Origin of the sequence: Iodobacter sp. BJB302, from assembly GCF_002735645.1 — a bacterium.
GTDB lineage: Bacteria > Pseudomonadota > Gammaproteobacteria > Burkholderiales > Chitinibacteraceae > Iodobacter.
Genome location: NZ_PDZG01000042.1, coordinates 23542 through 41826 on the forward strand (window position 1 = coordinate 23542; position 18285 = coordinate 41826).

Consider the following 18285-nt stretch of genomic DNA (forward strand, 5'->3'; position numbering starts at 1 on the left):
TAGCGTGCGGGCATAAATTGTGCCTGCTTACATGGCTTCTATTAACTCCGCCAGTGCTTGTTTTAATAAAGCAGGCCGCAATGGTTTAGTTAAAAATAAATCCATCCCTGCATTAATACACAATTGTTTGTCTTCTTCTAAAGCATTTGCGGTGAGTGCCATAATAGGCAGGCGTTTGCCTGACGGGTTGGCTTGCTCCTGAGCGCGGATAAAGCGGGTGGCTTCTAAGCCATCCATTTCTGGCATTTGCATATCCATTAAAACCAGATCAACTTTTTCTTTGGCAAGAAAGTCTAAGGCTAATTGGCCATTCGCTGCGCTGAATACGGTATGCCCGTCATTTTCTAATAAGCGTGTCGCCACCAGGCGGTTGGTTGGATTATCTTCAGCCAGTAATACACGCAATTTACGTGGCTGTGTTTGTGTATCAGTAACTTGCGTATTAGCATCAGGCATAATGCCTTGAGGAAGCGTCAGTGAAAACTTAAATTGAGAGCCAATACGTTGTTCACTATGAGCTATTAATTCACCCCCCATGGCTTTAACTAAACGGCGTGCAATAGTCAGGCCAAGCCCTGTGCCCGTGTATTCCCGTGTAGAAGAGCCATCGGCTTGTACAAAAGCTTCAAATATATGCGGTAAGCGGTCTGCTGAAATACCGATTCCGCTGTCAATAACGGTGAAATCTATATGGTAATCAGATTGCTGTAATTGTGCTTTTACATGTAAAACCACTTGCCCGTGGTTGGTAAATTTAATGGCATTCCCCAGTAAATTGACTAATACCTGCCTCAGGCGCAAGCCATCCCCCAAGACCACAATATCGGGGTCTCCCTGGTAATCCAGTGTTAGCTTTAAACCTTTATTGCTGGCAGCCAGTTTGAACATTTGCTGCGCTTCTTGAAGCAGCACAGATAAATCAATTGGTCTTTTATGAATGGTGAGGCAATTGGCCTCCATTTTGGATAAGTCGAGTACGTCGTTCACCAGCTCTAATAGTAAATCGGCTGAATTACAAATGACGCCTACGGTTTCTTTTTGCAGAGGGGAAAGCGGGCTTTGTTCTAATAAGTGCGCCATACCTAAAATGCCATTCATAGGGGTGCGAATTTCATGGCTGACATTGGCAATAAATTCACTTTTTGCCCGATTGGCAAGCTCGGCATCATTTCTGGCTTTGGCTAAATCTTCGGCAAGGCGTGTCTGATCTAATTCTAAAATAAGGCTTTCAACAATCGTATCGTGATAGGAGCGTGCGCTTTTCATCAGCGTGAATAAAAAGAATAAACTCATTCCGCCTAGGGTTAAATCCATTTGCGTAGGTTGTACACAGGCATTAATGATGATTGGCAGCATCATCAGGCCTGCATAAATACGCATTGCAGGAATCATAGGGCCTAAGATGGGCAGGGAGCCCACGACTAAGCCTGAGAAAACAAAGGCGGTAAACATATTCAGTAAGATGCTGCTGGTCAGCATGAAATAAATGCCACCAGAACACCAAATCACGCCTGTTGCAGCAACGCCCAGCAAGTGCACTTTTCGCCAATAAGTAAAGTGGCGAGCTGCAGGGGCTTGCTGATATTTTTTAAAAATAGTGAGGCGATAAACCGCAAGGCTGCAGCTTAGTATCAGCCAGCCCGATAAAATGAAAAGAGAGTGGTCATCCCGGTGTGCAATAAATAAGATGCAGGCCGCAATAATGCCGATAATTTGCCCGTTGTGAGCATTGCGGTAGCTAAGCGCTGTGGTTCGTTGCAATACGGCAGGGTCGTTAATTTGCATGGATGCAGGCTTTAAAAGCGTTTTTGGGCCATCGTGTTTTACCGGCTACAGGCTGGTAACGATGCAATTTAGATCATTTTATGCTTAATTTAACACAAGCATTAAATTACACAAGATTTAAGCGTTTGCTGGTGCATGGCTGTCGCAGTTGCTGGCGGCCTCTTGGTTTGAATGCAACAAAGGCGCATAAAATGCGCCTTTGTTTTATTTTTCAGAAAATTGCTCAGCCGTAATTTTCTGGCCCGGCTATTTAATTAATTAAAGCCATTCGGGTTTTGGCTCTGCCATTTCCAGCTGTCCTGACACATATCATCAAGGGTTTTTTCCGCTTTCCAGCCCAGTACGGCCAGTGCCGAAGCTGGGTTGGCGTAGCAGGCGGCGATGTCGCCAGCGCGGCGCGGCACAATTTGATAAGGCACGGCTTTGCCGGAGGCTTTTTCAAAGGCTTTAACCATATCCAGCACAGAGTAACCAACACCCGTACCCAGATTGACGGTCACTAAGCCAGGCGCTGTCGCCAGCTTTTGCAGGGCTTTGACATGGCCCCGGGCCAGATCAACCACGTGGATATAATCGCGCACGCCAGTGCCATCGGGCGTAGGGTAGTCGTTGCCAAACACAGATAGTTTTTCGCGTTTACCTACGGCGACCTGGGCGACAAAAGGCATGAGGTTGTTTGGAATACCCTGCGGGTCTTCACCGATCAGGCCAGAAATATGCGCGCCAACCGGGTTGAAATAACGCAGCAGGGCAAAATTCCAGCTGGCGTCTGCTCTGAAAATATCACGGACGATATCTTCAACCATCAGCTTGGAGCGGCCATAAGGATTGGTGGCTGACAGCGGGAAATCTTCGGTAATCGGCACAGCATGCGGGTCGCCATAAACGGTGGCGCTGGAAGAGAATACCAGGTTTTTAACGCCTGCATCCTGCATGGCTTCAAGCAGGCGCTGGGTGCCAACCACATTGTTGTCGTAATACATCAGTGGTTTTTCAACCGATTCGCCCACCGCTTTCAGGCCTGCAAAGTGGATGACGGCGCTAAAGTCATAGCGTTGAAACAGGGCTTTTAATGCAGCAGCATCACGCACATCGCCTTCCACATATTCGGCAGCTTGCCCGGTAATGGTGGCGATGCGGTTCAGGACTTCTGGCTTGGCATTGTAAAAGTTATCAAAAATAACCGGTTTAAAGCCAGCTGCAAGCAATTCGATATAGGTGTGCGAGCCAATATAGCCCGCTCCGCCAGTCAGTAAAACATGCATGGAAAACTCCTGTTGATGTGCAGGTGCTTGCCATGAATCATGGGCAAGCTCCCTTGCAAATTGACTATTTCTTAGCGCCGTTCTTGTCGCCACAGCATAAAAGCCGCTGCAGACAAGAAAAGCAAGGTAGGGATAGAAACAACAATCGGCGGCGGCCAGTTATATAAGTCGCCTAAATACACCACAATCTGATTGGCAAAATGAAAAATCAAACCACAGGCGATGCCGATAAAAACGCGCACACCCGCATTGCCGCTGCGGCGCTGGCTTTGGGCAAAGGGCAGGGCGATCAGCACCATGGACAAACAGGCCAGCGGGTAAAATAATTTGCCCCAAAGCGCCAGCTCGTAGCGTGATGTTTTTTGTTTATTGCGCTTTAAGTGATCGATATAGCTGAGCAAAGAAGTGGCAGACATCTGCGCAGGCTCTACCAGCAGCACAGCCAGCATGGCGGGGGAAATGGAGGTCTGCCAGTTAAATACAGCGGGTTTACTCAGTGCTACACCAGCGTGTTCGGGCAAAAACTGCGTCACCGTGGCTTTTTGCAGTGTCCAGTTGCCCTTGCTTTGAAAGCGGCCGTTATGGCCTTCGATCACCCTTTCCAGCGTAAGTGTTTTGCCAAACTCATAAATGCGCGCATGCACAACGGTTAAGTCGGGCAGCATTTCAGCGATATTTACAATTTGCCTTCCGTCTTTAATCCAGACGCCGGATCGAAAGTCACCTACAAGCATCGATTGCGTGGCGGCCAGCCGGTGCTGATTGGCCATGCGTTTACCTGCAGGTGCGATGTACTCGCCCAGCAGCAGGGTAATTGCGCCGTAAAATGCGCCAATCAGGCAAAGCCAGAGTAAAAGCCGTTTGAGCGATACGCCGGAAGCGCGGATCACTGTCAGCTCGGATGAGCCGGATAAATGCGAAAGGCCAAAAATGCCGCCTATCAGTACGGCAATGGGCAAAAGCTCATAAGCATTAGCAGGCGCACGCAGTGCCACAAAAATCAGAGCATCACTGAGGCGGTAGCCGCCAACGCCCAGATCGGTCAGCTCGGCAATCAAATCAAAAAAGGTATAAAGACCCAAGAGGCCAATCAGGGCAAATAAAATAAACAGCGAGAGTTCGCGCATTAAATAGCGAGATAAGAGACTCATTTCAACTTCCCCGCAACTTGCCGCGCCAGACAAACAGCCCCAGCGTAATCAACAGCGCTGCCGCATGCAGCGGCCACATTCCCAGCATAAGCGGGATTTTTCCATCGCTAAGCCAGGCCTGTGCAATATTGATGCAGTTGTAATAAAAGAAATAGGCAAAAACGGCGACCAATAAATTAGATGCGCGCCCGCCACGTGGGTTAAAAAACGCCAGCGGAATCGCCGCGAGGCTGAGAATTAAGGCCGATACGGGGATCGCCAGCCGCCATGCCAGCTCTGCCTGGTGCTCTGGCAGCTTGCTCTTCCAGAGTACCATCGTGCTGGTGGCCTGAGTAGACGGGCTGGAGCGCGGGCTTTCACCTGCTTCGATACGCAGCCGTGCATTTTCAAATTCCAGTGTTTCATAAGCAGCGGTGCCCGGCAGGCCTTCATAGGATTTGCCTTTGGCGAGCCACAGCCAGCGGGAGCCATCGCTATCCAGATAGAGGCCGCCTTTTTCTGCCAGAATCACGGTTAATTTTTCGTCGCGGCGCAATTGCACAAACACATTATTGCCATTGCCGCCGGTGAAGTTTTCAACAAAATAAACACGGTCTGCTGCGGGCGATTCTCTGAATACGCCGGGCGCCACCTGAGTAACTTCCTGGCGGGAAAGTGATTTTTCTTTGTACTCCTGGCCTTTTTCTAAGGCCCAGGGAGAGAGCACGGTAGATAACAGCGCAATAAGAATCACTACAGGTATGGTAAATTCGAGGACAGGCCGGATAAAGCTGAGGATAGAGCGGCCACTGACAAACCAAATCACCATTTCATGGTCTTTCCAAAGCCGGGTCAGCACGGCCAGAATAGCAAAGAACAGCATCAGTGATAAAAGTATGGGCAGATAGCGCACGGCAGCAAAGCCCATCATGGCCCAGACCGCAGAACTGGCGAGAGCACCAATGGCGGCCTGGCCGAGCAGGCGTACAATTTGCGTTGTCATGATTAACATGAGCAACACGAAGAAGGCCCCAAGGGCGACCCAGGACATTTCTTGAATTAGGCTTTTACGAAACAGCATGGGCGTTTTTGACTTTGCGGGGGTACTAGGAAATAATCGAGCGAAATTTTCGCGGCCTTTAAACTTAGCAATAGGAAGCAATAATGGAATTTAGCATAAATCTATCTGTCCCCGAAAAAACAGCAGCGGATTGTCTGGTGCTGCCGGTGTTTGGTACACAACTTTCTGCACTTGCAGCAGGTCTGGACAAAGACGGTTGGTTGGCAGAAACCTGCAATGAATTGGGCGATAGCGTTGGCTCCACTTTATATATTCCCTTGCCAGGCCGCCGTGTTTTATTAGTACAACTTGGCGACGAGCAAAAGCTTGATGCGGATGCGTTCCGCAAGGCAGCGCTTGCTGCGGCTAAAGCTTTAGTGGCTGGTAAATCCACTTCGGCAGATATTTTCCTAGCAATTGCCGCTGCAAAAGCACTGGGTCTGAAAGACGCGGCCGCTATTATCGCTCAAGCGTTGGTTTTTGAAAGCTACCGTTTTGTGCAGTTTAAATCTGAGCCTGAAGCCGCTCCGGTTTTAACAGCTGTAAATATTGCCGTAAGCAAAAAATCCGAAGTAGAAAAAGCCGAGAATGGCCTGCAAGCCGGTGTTGCTCTGGGCCACGGGATGAATTTAACCCGTGACTTAGGCAATCTGCCAGGCAATATTTGTACCCCTACCTATCTGGCTAATGCAGCGCATCTGTTGGCTGCCAGCTACAAAATGAAATGCACCGTGCTGGAAAAGCCTGAAATGGAAGCGCTCGGCATGGGCTCATTCCTCTCTGTGGCCCAGGGCAGCATCGAGCCGCCTAAGCTGATTTGCTTGGAATACCAGGGCGGTAAAAAATCAGAGAAGCCAGTAGTGCTGGTGGGTAAAGGGATTACCTTTGATTCGGGTGGTATTTCGCTGAAACCTGGCCCTGAAATGGACGAAATGAAGTTTGATATGTGCGGTGCTGCTACGGTAATGGGCGTGATTCGCGCCATCGCCGAGCAAGGCCTGCCGATCAATGTGGTTGGCGTGATCCCGACTTGCGAAAACATGCCTTCCAGCAATGCGGTTAAGCCGGGTGACATTGTGACTTCGATGAGCGGCCAGACAATTGAAATCTTGAATACTGATGCCGAAGGCCGCTTGATTCTGTGCGATGCGCTGACTTACGTCGCACGCTACGAGCCAGAGCTGGTGATTGATATCGCCACACTGACCGGCGCCATTATTATTGGTTTGGGCCATGTGGCCAGCGGTTTATTCACCACCAACGACCAATTGGCCGATGATTTGATCAAAGCCTCACGCGAAACCGGTGACAAAACATGGCGCATGCCGCTGTGGGATGATTACCAGGAACAGCTGAAATCCAACTTTGCCGATATGGCTAATATCGGAGGCCGTGCAGCTGGCTCGATCACCGCTGCTGCTTTCCTTAGCCGCTTTACTAAGGAATACACATGGGCTCACCTAGATATCGCGGGTGTGGCGCATAAGTCTGGCGCGGCAAAAGGCGCAACAGGCCGCCCTGTGCCATTGCTGGTTGAGTTTTTAACTCAGCGTGCTGCAGCAAAAAAGAAATAATTCAGCCTGCTGTTTAACAGCCCGCTCAGAAGGATTAACTTCTGAGCGGGCTGTTGATTTATCGAATCTATTTTTTGTTCTGTCCAATGATGATTGTCTTCCAGGAATTCACCGATGCATATGCTGCTTAAGTGGAGCGCTGTATTGGCCTTCTGCGTGATGTCTTTTTCTGCCCGGGCAGAGCCTGCTGCTGCAATAGCCGCTCAGTTTCCCACTTATGCGCTGATTGGAAAATGTTCAGGCGATGAGATGGGCATCAGGGGTGAATCGGCTTTTGTTATTCGTGATAAAAAAGCCAGATTGATTCGTGTTATCTGGCTGGATGCGAAGGATAAAATTCAGCTCTTAGAAACCATGCAGGCAAAAGATTTTTATAATCGCGATGAGTTTGATGTGACGCGTTTTGAGCTCAATTGCTATGGGCCCAAAAAAGCGCAGGAAATAAAAAAGACCGCGATGACATCCGAAGGCATTTCGGCTTCTTTTAAGTTTCCTAAAGGCAGTGGCATTCTTTGTTACTTTGGGCCTTTACTTACTTCAAATTGCTGGTACTTTGACAAAAGAAAAGGTGCTCTTGCACAGGCAGGCGGCTGGTCTCTTTAAAATAAGTTAAAAATGAGTTGTTATACTTACTTGTAATGGCTGATCGCAACGATATTTCTTAGCATTTAAATTAATCCTCCGGGATTAAATACAAAATATGGTTTATTAAAGCTTAATGACTGAAATTTCTTTCTACTTCAATGTACCTAATCGTGAGCACGCACTTTGCCAGCTGGTAAGCAAAGCGCTGGCCAAGCGTTTAAGTATCAATATCCTCGCAGACAGCCAGGCCGCTGCTGCTGCGCTGGATGGCTTGCTGTGGGAAGTACCGCAGACGGGTTTTTTACCTCACTGTGCTGCAGATGATGCCATTGTGGCAGACACCCCGATTGTGCTGGATTACCGTCCCGAGCTGTTGCCTGCCCGGCAGTTGCTTTTTAACTGGACCAATGGCTTGCCTGCGGGTTTTGAGCGCTATCAGCGGGTTGTTGAAGTTGTGCCGATTGATGAAGAGGCGCGCAACCTGGCGCGCGGGCGCTGGAAGGCCTATGTGGCTCAGGGCTTTAAGCCGACTTCTTTCGATATGATGGATAGGGCAGGATGAGCCGCGTGTCTGAATCAAGCCCCTTATTTGATAAAATGGATGCCTTACTGGCGCGTCACCGTGGCGGTGCTGCGGCGGCTGAGGCTATCCCTGTATTGCTGGACGAGGCCGACGATATCCCGGTGCTGACCGAGGCCGTGAACGAAGCTGCTGTTTTTGACGATATTTTAATGTTTCCTCCCGAAGAATTTTTTGCGGCAGAGGATATCGTTGAAGACGAAGAAGTGCAGATCTTTGAGCCCGAGCCTGTGGCAGCACCCGTGGTGGAGTTTTTAGATCTGCCGCTGCTTGATTTAAATGCCTTATCGCAGGCCAATCCATGGGGCAGTGGCTGGGAAGAATCGCCTGTGGATCTGCCGGTTGTAGAAGAAATCCCTGAAGCAGAGAGCTTGTCTTCTATCCGGCTGGTGAGTGTTGCTGATGAGGCTGAGTGGGATGAAGAGCCGCTTTTTGACGCGATTGAGCCAGAGCTGGTGCCAGCAGAGCCTGAAGCACCTGGGCTGAGTGAGAAGGTCATTGCCGAATTAAGCGCAACGGTTGCAGCGCAGCTGGGTGTTGAAATTGCTACCGAGGTAGAGCAGCTTACCCGCCAGCATTTTGCCAGCCTGATGAGTACATTTTACGAAGATACGCTGCGCCGCTTAATGAGCGATATGACGATCGAAATTGAGCAAAAACTTTTGCCGCGTGTGGAAGAGCTGGTGAAAGAAGAGCTGCGTAAGCATGGTTAGAATTAAATGGCGGGAGCATTCCGCCATTTAATCAGCCACCGCGCTATTTAATTTGCCCCACATCCAGCCTGATAATCTGATTGTTTTCTATTTTAAAGTGCATATAGGTATTGAATTCCCCCCAGCGGTCGGTGTGGAAATAGCCGTAAATACTCGTGCCTTTATTTTCTTCTTTATCAATGCGCTTAAAGTAGCCGCGTGACTTTCCAAGCACAATATAAGCGCGCAGGCGGCCAAAGATTTCGCTGTCAGACCATTGGATAAATTCTCTTTCTTTACCATCGTCGCTGACAATTGCCCTAGGTGAAAAAACCTTCATCCAAGCCTCTCTGTCATTATGCTGCATGGCCTTTACTGCCGTTTTAACCAGCGGATTGCTGAGTTTATCCAGCCCTTCGGTATAAGTTTGTGCCTGCGCCACAGGGATACCCAGTGCGCTGATGAATAAAAGAGTGATGAGCCGCATTTGAGTATCCTTCTGATGTGGTTTTTGTTAGCGGGTGGTAAAGCCACCATTGGCAAAAATGGTCTGCCCGTTTACCCACCAGCCTTCGCTGACAAGAAATTTAATCAAAGGCACGATGTCTTCGATTTCTGTTAAGCCCGATTTATTAAAGGCGCTTAAATCAGCCGATGCTTTTAAGTAAGCCACGGCTTCTGGTGTTTCTTGGGCATAAAAGAAAGGCGTGTCCATAGGGCCAGGGCCAACGGCGGTAACAGAAATACCACGAGCACCAAATTCTTTGGCAGCAGCGCGGGTAAAGTGCTCAACAGCGGCCTTGGTGCCTGCATAAGTTGAGTAATAGCCGGTGTAGGCGGCCAGCAGCGAGGTGACAATGGTGCAAATCTTGCCGTTGTCGTTTAAATGCTTGCCTGCTTCGCGGATAAAGAAGAACGCGGCCTTGCTGTTGATATTACTCATCTCATCGAATTCTTCTTCGCTGACATCGACAATCGCTTTTTTGAGCACTTTGCCGACGGTATTGATGGCAATATCCACGCCGCCAAAACGTTTTACAGCTTCATCAAACAAAGCCACGCAGTTGGCCGCTTTGCTTAAGTCGCCCTGAATTGCAAACGCTTTGCCGCCCGTGGCTTCAATCGCTGCCACGGTCTCTGCAGCCGCCGCTGCTGTTGCATCGCTGTTGTAGTGAACCACAATCGATGCGCCTTCCGCGGCCAGGGTGCGGCTGATCAGCCCGCCCAGGTTTTTTGCGCCACCGCCGATAACAACGACTTTTCCTGCCAGTGTGTGTTTGGACATTTCTGCATTCCTTTAAAAAAGAGAGCGGGCTGAAATCAGCGCTCAGAAGAAGTGAATGCAGTATGCTGCGCGGCCTCATGGGGATAAATACGGCTAAAATGAAAACACTATTTTGTCTGGCAAAACAATGGGAGTGCTTGTGGATTTAATTCAGGCTATGCGTCTATTTGTGAAAATCAGTGACAGTGGCAGTTTTACCCGCGCTGCAGAGCTGATGCAGTTGTCCCGCCCGGTGGCTTCAACCACTTTGCAGCAGCTGGAAAGCCATCTGGGCACACGATTACTCAGCAGAACTACCCGCCATTTAGAGCTGACAGGCGACGGGCGCAGCTACTATGCGCATTGCCAGCGCCTGCTGGCTGATCTGGATAAAACGGCACAATTGTTTCGTGAATCCGGCCTGCAGGGCGTATTGCGGATCGATGTGCCCACCCGCATGGCCCGCAGCCTGATTGCACCCCATTTACCCGCGTTTTTTCAGCGTTATCCTGATATTCATATCGAAATGGGCATGAGTGATCATGTGATTGATTTACTGCGCGAAGGCGTGGATTGCGTGCTGCGGGTAGGCGCTTTGCATGAGGACCGGCTTGTTTCTAAGCGTCTAGGTTTATTGCCCCAGGGCAATTACGCCAGCCCCGCCTATATCCGGCAATGGGGAAAGCCTCAGTCTCTTGCGGAATTAAGCCAGCATTATATGGTGGGCTACAGCCGCTCTTTATCCGAGCAAACGGCGTGTTGGGAATATATGGAAAACGGAGAAAACCTTAGCCTTGCGATGCCGGCCAGGATCACGGTTAATAATGCTGAAAGCTATCTGGCTTGCGGCCTGGCGGGGCTGGGCTTGATCCAGGTGCCCGCTTATGATGCGGCGCTCTATCTTGCCAGCGGAGAGCTGATTGAAGTTCTGCCGCAATATCAGGCTGCAGCGCTGCCGGTATCGGTGCTTTACCCTTATCAGCGGCACAGCTCGCAGCGTGTACAGGTTTTTGTAGCGTGGATGTCGGGCATATTGGCCGGTGAATTAGCCGCAGGGTGTTTTATTCCCGCTGTTTAATGGCGCGAGTGCTACATGAAGCAGGCCGGTTAAGGATATAATCGCGGGTTAATCTATGAACGACTGAGCCTTTTTCCCATGAGCACAACGCCTAAAGAACTCGCTAAAAGTTTCGAACCCGCTGAGATCGAAAGCCGCTACTACCCAGAGTGGGAGAAAGCAGGATACTTTCAGCCAAATATGCAAGCTGCAGAATCTTTCTGCATTCAGTTGCCGCCACCCAATGTGACAGGCACCTTGCATATGGGCCACGCCTTTAATCAAACGATTATGGATGGCTTAACCCGCTACCACCGCATGAAGGGTGAAAACACCCTGTGGCAGCCCGGCACCGACCACGCCGGTATCGCCACGCAAATCGTGGTGGAGCGCCAGCTGGATGCGCAAGGCATCAGCCGCCATGAATTAGGCCGCGAAAAATTCGTAGAAAAAATCTGGGAATGGAAAAAAGAATCGGGTGCCACGATTACCCAGCAAATGCGCCGCATGGGTGCATCGGTGGATTGGCAGCGCGAATACTTCACCATGGACGAGCAATGCTCAGGCTCGGTGACTGAAGTCTTTGTTAGCCTATTTGAGCAGGGCCTGATTTACCGTGGCAAGCGTTTGTCTAACTGGGATCCAAAATTAGGCACCGCCATCTCCGACCTCGAAGTGGTTTCTGAGGAAGAAGACGGCCATATGTGGCATATCAAATATCCGGTGGTGGGCAGCGATGAATTTATCGTGGTGGCCACCACCCGTCCTGAAACCTTGCTCGGCGATGTGGCCGTAGCGGTTAATCCAGAAGACGAGCGTTTTACCCATCTGATTGGTAAGACACTGCAATTACCACTTACCAACCGTGAAATCCCAGTGATTGCCGACGATTATGTGGACGCGGCTTTTGGTACCGGTTTTGTAAAAATCACACCGGCGCATGATTTTAACGATTACCAGGTAGGTAAGCGTCATAACACCCAACTGATCAATGTGATGAGCCTGGAAGCCACGATTCTGGCTAAGGCGCAGGTATTTAGCTTTGATGGCGATGCACTGGGCAGTATTGATTTACCAGCGGCTTACGCAGGTTTAACCGCGCCTGAAGCGCGTAAAGCCATGCTGGCCGATCTGGATGCTCAGGGTTTATTGCTTGAAACCAAAAAACACAAACTGATGGTGCCGCGTGGCGATCGTACTGGCTCGGTGATTGAGCCTTTGCTGACCGACCAGTGGTTTATGGCCATGAGCAAAGCCGATGAAACCGGCCAGAGCATCACCGAAAAAGCACTGCAAGCCGTGGCGGATGGCGAAGTTAAGTTTGTGCCGGAAAACTGGGTAAACACATACAACCAGTGGCTGAATAATATTCAGGACTGGTGTATCAGTCGCCAGCTCTGGTGGGGGCATCAGATTCCGGCCTGGTACGATGAAGACGGCAAGGTTTATGTAGCACGCAATCAGGCGGAAGCTGAAGCGCAAGCGCAAGCGCCGGGCAAAACACTGCGCCGAGATGTGGACGTGCTGGATACCTGGTTCAGCTCGGCACTGGTGCCGTTCTCTACTTTAGGTTGGAAGCCGGGCCAGAGCACGCCAGAGCTGGATGCCTTCTTGCCTTCATCGGTGTTAGTCACCGGCTTTGACATTATTTTCTTCTGGGTTGCCCGGATGATTATGATGACTAAGCACTTCACCGGCAAAGTGCCGTTTAAGCATGTGTATATCCACGGCCTGGTGCGGGATGGTGAAGGCCAGAAGATGTCTAAATCGGAAGGCAATGTACTGGATCCGGTTGATCTGATCGACGGGATTGATTTAGAAACGCTGCTGGAAAAACGCACCTCTGGCCTGCGCCGCCCGGAAACCGCGCCTAAAGTGGCGGCTAAAACTAAGAAAGAATTCCCGGAAGGTATTCCTGCTTTTGGTACTGATGCTCTGCGTTTCACCTTTGCATCGCTGGCGACCTTGGGCCGCAGCATTAATTTTGATCAGCACCGCTGCGAAGGCTACCGCAACTTCTGCAATAAGCTGTGGAATGCCACCCGCTATGTATTGATGAATGTAGAAGGTAAAGACGTAGGTCAGGATGAATCATTGCCACTGGAATACAGCTTTGCTGATCAGTGGATGATTGGCCGTTTGCAGCAGGCGGAGCACGATGTCAGCACTGCGCTGGATACCTTCCGCTTCGATCTGGCGGCGCAAGGCATTTACGAATTTGTCTGGAACGATTACTGCGACTGGTATATCGAGCTGGCTAAGGTGCAATTGCAAACCGGCAACGAAGCGCAGCAACGCGCTACCCGCCGCACCTTGGTTCGCGTTTTAGAAACCACGCTGCGTATGGCTCACCCGATTATTCCGTTTATTACCGAAGAGCTATGGCAGGTTGTGGCTCCCTTGGCGAACGCGAAAAAGACCGAATCCATCATGGTGGCCGACTGGCCGGTGGCGGATTTAAGCCTGGTTAACGATGCGGCTAATGCACAGGTGGAAAACTTAAAAGCGCTGGCCTTTGCCGTGCGTAATCTGCGCGGCGAAATGGGCTTGCCGCCATCTCAAAAAACACCGCTGCTGCTGGAAGGCGGAGAAGAGCTGCAGCAGTACGCCGCTTACTTGGTGCCATTAGCCAAGCTTGCCAGCGTGACCATCGTGGCGCAATTGCCTGAAGATGATGCGCCGGTGGCCGTTGCAGGCAGCACGCGCTTAATGCTGAAAGTAGAAATTGATAAAGCAGCAGAATCAGCGCGTTTAACTAAAGAAATCGGCAAGCTCACTGAAAATTTGGAAAGAATTAAAGCCAAGTTTGAAAAGCCGGGTTATCTGGATAAAGCCCCGGCTCATCTGGTAGAAAAAGATCAGGGCCTGATGGTTGAATTTGCCGAGAAACTGGCTAAATTGCAAAGCCAGCTGGCCAAATTGCAGTAGCATTAACTCACAGGCTGCCTTGTGCAGCCTGTTTTTATTTAAGAGATAGTGGACGTTGTGTTCATTCGTAAGGTTTAAGGAAATAAAATGATTAATAACGATATTTTACGCAGCGTGCGCTATATGCTGGATTTAAGCGATGCTCATATTGTGGCGATTGCTAAACTGGCTGATTATGATTTAGCGAAAGAAGATGTTGCGGCTTATTTAAAAAAAGAAGATGAAGAAGGCTATTTGGAACTCTGCGATGAAGCAATGGCTTATTTCCTGGATGGCTTGGTATTTCATAAGCGTGGTAAAGATGAAAGCCGCCCGGCTCAGCCTATTGAATTGCCTATGAGCAATAATATGGTGCTCAAAAAACTGCGCGTGGCTTTTGAATTAAAAGAAGAAGATATGCACAGCATTCTGGCTGCTGCAGGCTTTGATGTATCCAAACCAGAATTAAGCGCCTTATTCCGTAAAAAAGATCATAAGCACTATCGCAGCTGTGGCGATCAATTGCTGAGAAACTTTTTGAAAGGTTTGACGCTGCGTTTGCGTGGTTAAATCTATTGCGTAGGATGGGTGGAGCCATGGTTTTTATTGCGATACCCGTCTTATACAAACGGTGGTGTCTTCATGCTCACTCTTAATATTATCGGCCCCGGTCGTTTGGGTAAATCAATTGCCCGATTAGCCGCGCAGCATTATCAAATCGCCGGGGTTTGCGCCAGCTCACTGGCCAGCAGCAGAGAGGCGGTGGCTTTTATAGGGGCAGGGCAGGCCTGCGCTGCGCTAGCCGATTTACCTCATGCTGAATTATTTCTATTGGCCGTGCCTGATGGCTTGATCGCAGAGATGGCGATTGAGCTGGCGGTAAGCGGTGTGGTGCAGGCTGGTAATGTGGTGTTCCATGCCAGCGGTGCTTCTGAAGCCTCTTTACTTCTTCCTTTAAAAGCAGCTGGCGCATCTATTGCCAGTTTGCATCCGGCTTTTTCTTTTGCTGATCCAGCCATAGCAGTGAGCACTTTTGCGGACACACTTTGCGCCCTAGAGGGCGATGCAAAAGCGTGTGATGTTTTGTATGACTTTGCGCGAGCCTTAGGCGGAAAGCCTTTTTATTTAGCAGAAGGCGGCAAAGCGGCTTATCACGCCTCATTAACCATGGCGGCTAATTATTTGGTTACCCTCGCTGATTTATCTGTTAAAACGGCCGGGCAGGCAGGAATTAGCGAAGAGATTGCTCAGTTATTGATTCATAATTTAATGCAGCAAACTTTAGGCAATATAAAAAAATTAGGGCCTGCTGCGGCATTAACAGGCCCGATTGTGCGTGGTGATCTGGGCACCATAGATAAACACCTGAGCGTTTTGAACGATATTAATATCCGGCATTGTTATCAAAGCCTGGGGCTGGCGACAATTAATCTGGCCGGTGACAGGTTGTCTGATGTGCAGCAACTTGCTCTTTCTCAAAGACTTTCATAATGTAAACGATGGGCTGGTTTAAAAGTTATTAAACCTTTTAAAAAAGTGAATTGTAATTTTCTCGCCAGATTAAGGAAAAGGCCGCTTTCTTCTTGCATTCCTTACAGACTCACCGTATATAAGCAGAAGATGGTTAAGAAAAAAATTCAAAAAGCTTTGGGGAGAATGATTGATGTCATTACGTAAAAAAGTATATCTGCTGGCATTTAGTATATTGCTGGCTTTAATCGGCATCATGCTGGTTGGGCTATGGACGATGCGCCAGGCCAGCAATGACGATAATAGTGCCCGTATCAAACAATTAATGGGCAGCACCTATAACGGCATTGTGCAGCTGGAAAACTTAGCCGCTGCAGGCAAACTTCCCGAGGCTCAGGCTAAAGAGATTGCCACTCAATTGTTGCGGGAAAATAAATACCATAAGTCTGAATACGTTTATGTGGTGGACGATAAATTAAACTTTGTTGCCACGCCGCTTGATCCGCAATTGCACGGCACCAGCTTTAATGATTTTAAAGATGCGGCAGGCAATAGCGTGGGGGCGATTGCTCAGGCGGCACTGGATAAATCTGGCGGTGCACTCACTGAATACTGGTGGACATCCAAGCGCGATGGCAAAGTTGTTGATTTACTTTCAGTTGCTCAAAAAACGCCACGCTGGGGCTGGATTGTAGGTAATGGAATCAGCTTTGCAGAGGCAGATGCGCGTTTTTGGGGCAATGCCCGCTGGCAGGTTTTGATCTGTCTGGGCGTCGCAGCGATAGTCGCTGCGATTATGCTGGCTGCCGTGCGTAATTTATTGCGTGATCTGGGCGGCGAGCCCAATGATGTGATGGCTTTGGTGCAGATTGTGGCGGATGGTAATTTGCAGGCCGACGATCGCCCGGCCAATGTATCTTCACAAAGTATCTATGGCTCAGTGCTGCGGATGCGTAAATCTTTGCGCGATGTGATTTCGCAGCTGTCATCCGTAGTACATACCCTGCATGCATCCGGCGATGAAATTGTGGCTAAGGCGGAAAGCAGCAATCAGTATGTTGGGGCACAAAGTAAGGCTGCATCAAGAATTGCTCAAACGGCTGAGGAGTTTACCCATCAGACCCAGCAGGCTGAGCAGCAGGCAAAAACCGCCAAAGGGCAAAGTGAGGCCGCTACAGAGATTTCTGCACAGGGCCTTGCCGTGATTTCGGCTGCTGTAGACCGCTTCTCGGAAATTGAACATTCCGTGGGTGAAACTCAAAGCAGTATTGATGATTTGGCACAGCGGGTAGGCAGTATTTCTGCGGTTATTGCGGTGATCCGTGAGGTGGCTGATCAGACTAATCTGCTGGCCCTGAATGCTGCGATTGAAGCGGCAAGAGCGGGTGAGCAGGGGCGCGGGTTTGCTGTGGTTGCCGATGAAGTGCGTAAGCTGGCAGAGCGTACCAGTACCGCTACACGCGAAATTGGCGACACCATTAACGCGGTGCAGGATAGTGGCCAGACCGCCAAATCGCGTATGGATGGTATGGTTGTTCAGCTTAAAGAAGGAATAAAGCAGACTAAGGAAGGCGGCGAAGCAGTTAAAGCGATCCGGGCAGAATCGGCGGCTACGGCATTGGTAGTTGGTTTGATTGGCGATGCATTGGCGGCGCAGGTGCAATCGAGCCAGGCGATCCGTAATGATGTTGATGAAGTGGCTAATTTTTCGTCGGGTACTTTAGATGCAGCGCAAAGCACCGTAGCGGTTGCTCAATCCATTAAACAGGTTTCGGATCAGCTGGAAGTTTTGATTAAACAATTCAGATTGTAAGCTTGGTTTTCTTCAGCAAAGGCCGTGTTGAGCACGGCCTTTTTTGTGTGCGGTAAAAAACAATCAGTAACAAGTACTTACAGTAATCATCAGGTGAAAAATACCTCCATGTTAGTGTCGATTTTCACTGCATTTTTTATAAAAAAACGGCAGGATAGCGGCATAGGGCAGTTCTGACAGATACCTCAGTTTTTACGCAATGTGCGTGATCAGCCTGCCCACTATATTTTTTTGGAGATGCATGATGTCAGAGCCTAAAACTCATCCGCTATTTTTAGCTGCGGCCGCTTCGGTGATTTTGGCTTCAGGAGTAGGTATGGCCAATTGGCTGGGCTTTATCGGTAAACCTGCTGCAGAGCCACAGGCCGTTGTTGCATCGGCCCCAGCCGTTGCCAGTGCCCCTGTGCTGGCTCTGGTTGCTACGCCAGCGCCCACTGCATTACCCACTGCTGTGCCAACTGCGGCACCCACACCCGCCCCTGCGCCTGCAATAAAGCCGCATCCAACTCCCAAACCTAAGCCGGTTGTGACCAAGCCTGCGGCTAAACCTGCAGAAGTGGCTCAACCCGATCCAACACTGCGACCTTTGCCTCCTAAAGAAATTTGCCGAAGCTGCGGCCGCGTGATTTCGATCCGCTCCGTTGAGAAAAAAGGCGAGGCTTCCGGCGGTGGTGCTGTTGCTGGCGGCGTTTTGGGTGGGGTAATTGGCCATCAGATTGGTGGCGGTAATGGCCGTACTGTGGCAGAAGTACTGGGGGCTATTGGCGGTGCTGTTGCCGGCCATCAGGTAGAAAAACAATATCGCAGTGTGACTGTTTATGAAGTACGTGTGTCGTTTGAAGATGAAAGCGAGCGCACTTACAGCTTCCAGGAGCGGCCACCGTTTAATCAGGGTGATCGTGTACGTACGAGTGGTGACAGCATCGTGCAATCAGGTAATTGATCAAACCAAGATTCCAGTAAAAAGCCGCAGCAATGAACTGCACCCCAAAAGTTGGACACCCGTCCATATTTTTGGGGTGTTTTTATGTCCAAGTACTCAACGCAATTCAAGCTCTCTGTCGTTCAGCAATATTTAACTGGCGAAGCGGGTATCAAAACGA

General features: G+C 49.8%; 16 protein-coding genes. 10 read left to right on the forward strand and 6 right to left on the reverse strand.

Going from position 1 to position 18285, the window contains the following annotated elements:
- Nucleotides 1–27: 27 nt before the first annotated feature.
- From CSQ88_RS14000 to lptF, 4 genes are all read right to left on the reverse strand, one after another.
- Nucleotides 28–1785, reverse strand: coding sequence for an ATP-binding protein (locus CSQ88_RS14000; protein WP_099398710.1), 1758 nt, complete (start codon nucleotides 1783–1785; stop codon nucleotides 28–30).
- A 254-nt stretch (nucleotides 1786–2039) separates the two neighbouring features.
- Nucleotides 2040–3050 carry a UDP-glucose 4-epimerase GalE gene (gene galE / locus CSQ88_RS14005; protein WP_099398711.1) on the reverse strand — a complete coding sequence of 337 codons (1011 nt, stop codon included), beginning with the start codon at nucleotides 3048–3050 and terminating at the stop codon, nucleotides 2040–2042.
- 71 nt (nucleotides 3051–3121) lie between these two features.
- On the reverse strand, nucleotides 3122–4201 hold the full coding sequence (gene lptG, locus CSQ88_RS14010; RefSeq protein WP_099398712.1) for an LPS export ABC transporter permease LptG: 1080 nt from the start codon (nucleotides 4199–4201) through the stop codon (nucleotides 3122–3124).
- A gap of 1 nt (nucleotide 4202) precedes the next feature.
- Complete coding sequence (gene lptF / locus CSQ88_RS14015; protein ID WP_099398713.1) at nucleotides 4203–5261, reverse strand: LPS export ABC transporter permease LptF; 1059 nt, start codon at nucleotides 5259–5261, stop codon at nucleotides 4203–4205.
- An 83-nt stretch (nucleotides 5262–5344) separates the two neighbouring features.
- Between lptF and CSQ88_RS14020 the strand changes: the two genes are divergently transcribed.
- The 4 genes from CSQ88_RS14020 (at nucleotide 5345) to CSQ88_RS14035 (ending at nucleotide 8692) form a co-directional block, all read left to right on the forward strand.
- Nucleotides 5345–6814, forward strand: coding sequence for a leucyl aminopeptidase (locus CSQ88_RS14020; protein WP_099398714.1), 1470 nt, complete (start codon nucleotides 5345–5347; stop codon nucleotides 6812–6814).
- Nucleotides 6815–6928: 114 nt separating this feature from the next.
- On the forward strand, nucleotides 6929–7417 hold the full coding sequence (locus CSQ88_RS14025; RefSeq protein ID WP_099398715.1) for a hypothetical protein: 489 nt from the start codon (nucleotides 6929–6931) through the stop codon (nucleotides 7415–7417).
- A gap of 115 nt (nucleotides 7418–7532) precedes the next feature.
- Nucleotides 7533–7961: a DNA polymerase III subunit chi gene (locus CSQ88_RS14030; protein WP_099398716.1), complete on the forward strand. Its 429-nt coding sequence runs from the start codon at nucleotides 7533–7535 to the stop codon at nucleotides 7959–7961.
- Between the two features lie 5 nt (nucleotides 7962–7966).
- Nucleotides 7967–8692: a hypothetical protein gene (locus tag CSQ88_RS14035; protein WP_143449482.1), complete on the forward strand. Its 726-nt coding sequence runs from the start codon at nucleotides 7967–7969 to the stop codon at nucleotides 8690–8692.
- A 43-nt stretch (nucleotides 8693–8735) separates the two neighbouring features.
- Here the strand turns inward: CSQ88_RS14035 and CSQ88_RS14040 are convergent, their stop codons facing one another.
- Both CSQ88_RS14040 and CSQ88_RS14045 read right to left on the reverse strand, forming a co-directional pair.
- Nucleotides 8736–9158, reverse strand: coding sequence for a hypothetical protein (locus CSQ88_RS14040; protein ID WP_099398718.1), 423 nt, complete (start codon nucleotides 9156–9158; stop codon nucleotides 8736–8738).
- 27 nt (nucleotides 9159–9185) lie between these two features.
- Nucleotides 9186–9956 (reverse strand): SDR family oxidoreductase, encoded by a 771-nt coding sequence (locus tag CSQ88_RS14045; protein ID WP_099398719.1) that lies wholly within the window; start codon nucleotides 9954–9956, stop codon nucleotides 9186–9188.
- Nucleotides 9957–10083: 127 nt separating this feature from the next.
- On the opposite strand from CSQ88_RS14045, the gene CSQ88_RS14050 reads away from it, so the two are divergent.
- From CSQ88_RS14050 to CSQ88_RS14075, 6 genes are all read left to right on the forward strand, one after another.
- A complete protein-coding gene (locus CSQ88_RS14050; protein WP_257212605.1) occupies nucleotides 10084–11013 on the forward strand; it encodes a LysR family transcriptional regulator in 930 nt (309 codons plus the stop codon).
- Nucleotides 11014–11091: 78 nt separating this feature from the next.
- Nucleotides 11092–13920, forward strand: a complete 2829-nt coding sequence (locus CSQ88_RS14055; RefSeq protein WP_099398720.1) for a valine--tRNA ligase — start codon at nucleotides 11092–11094, stop codon at nucleotides 13918–13920.
- An 87-nt stretch (nucleotides 13921–14007) separates the two neighbouring features.
- Nucleotides 14008–14469 (forward strand): DUF1456 family protein, encoded by a 462-nt coding sequence (locus CSQ88_RS14060; protein ID WP_099398721.1) that lies wholly within the window; start codon nucleotides 14008–14010, stop codon nucleotides 14467–14469.
- Nucleotides 14470–14541: 72 nt separating this feature from the next.
- On the forward strand, nucleotides 14542–15390 hold the full coding sequence (locus tag CSQ88_RS14065; RefSeq protein ID WP_099398722.1) for a Rossmann-like and DUF2520 domain-containing protein: 849 nt from the start codon (nucleotides 14542–14544) through the stop codon (nucleotides 15388–15390).
- Between the two features lie 172 nt (nucleotides 15391–15562).
- Entirely contained in the window at nucleotides 15563–17182 is a 1620-nt protein-coding gene (locus CSQ88_RS14070; protein ID WP_099398723.1) for a methyl-accepting chemotaxis protein, read from the forward strand.
- 241 nt (nucleotides 17183–17423) lie between these two features.
- Nucleotides 17424–18125 carry a glycine zipper 2TM domain-containing protein gene (locus CSQ88_RS14075; protein ID WP_143449483.1) on the forward strand — a complete coding sequence of 234 codons (702 nt, stop codon included), beginning with the start codon at nucleotides 17424–17426 and terminating at the stop codon, nucleotides 18123–18125.
- Nucleotides 18126–18285: the final 160 nt, after the last annotated feature.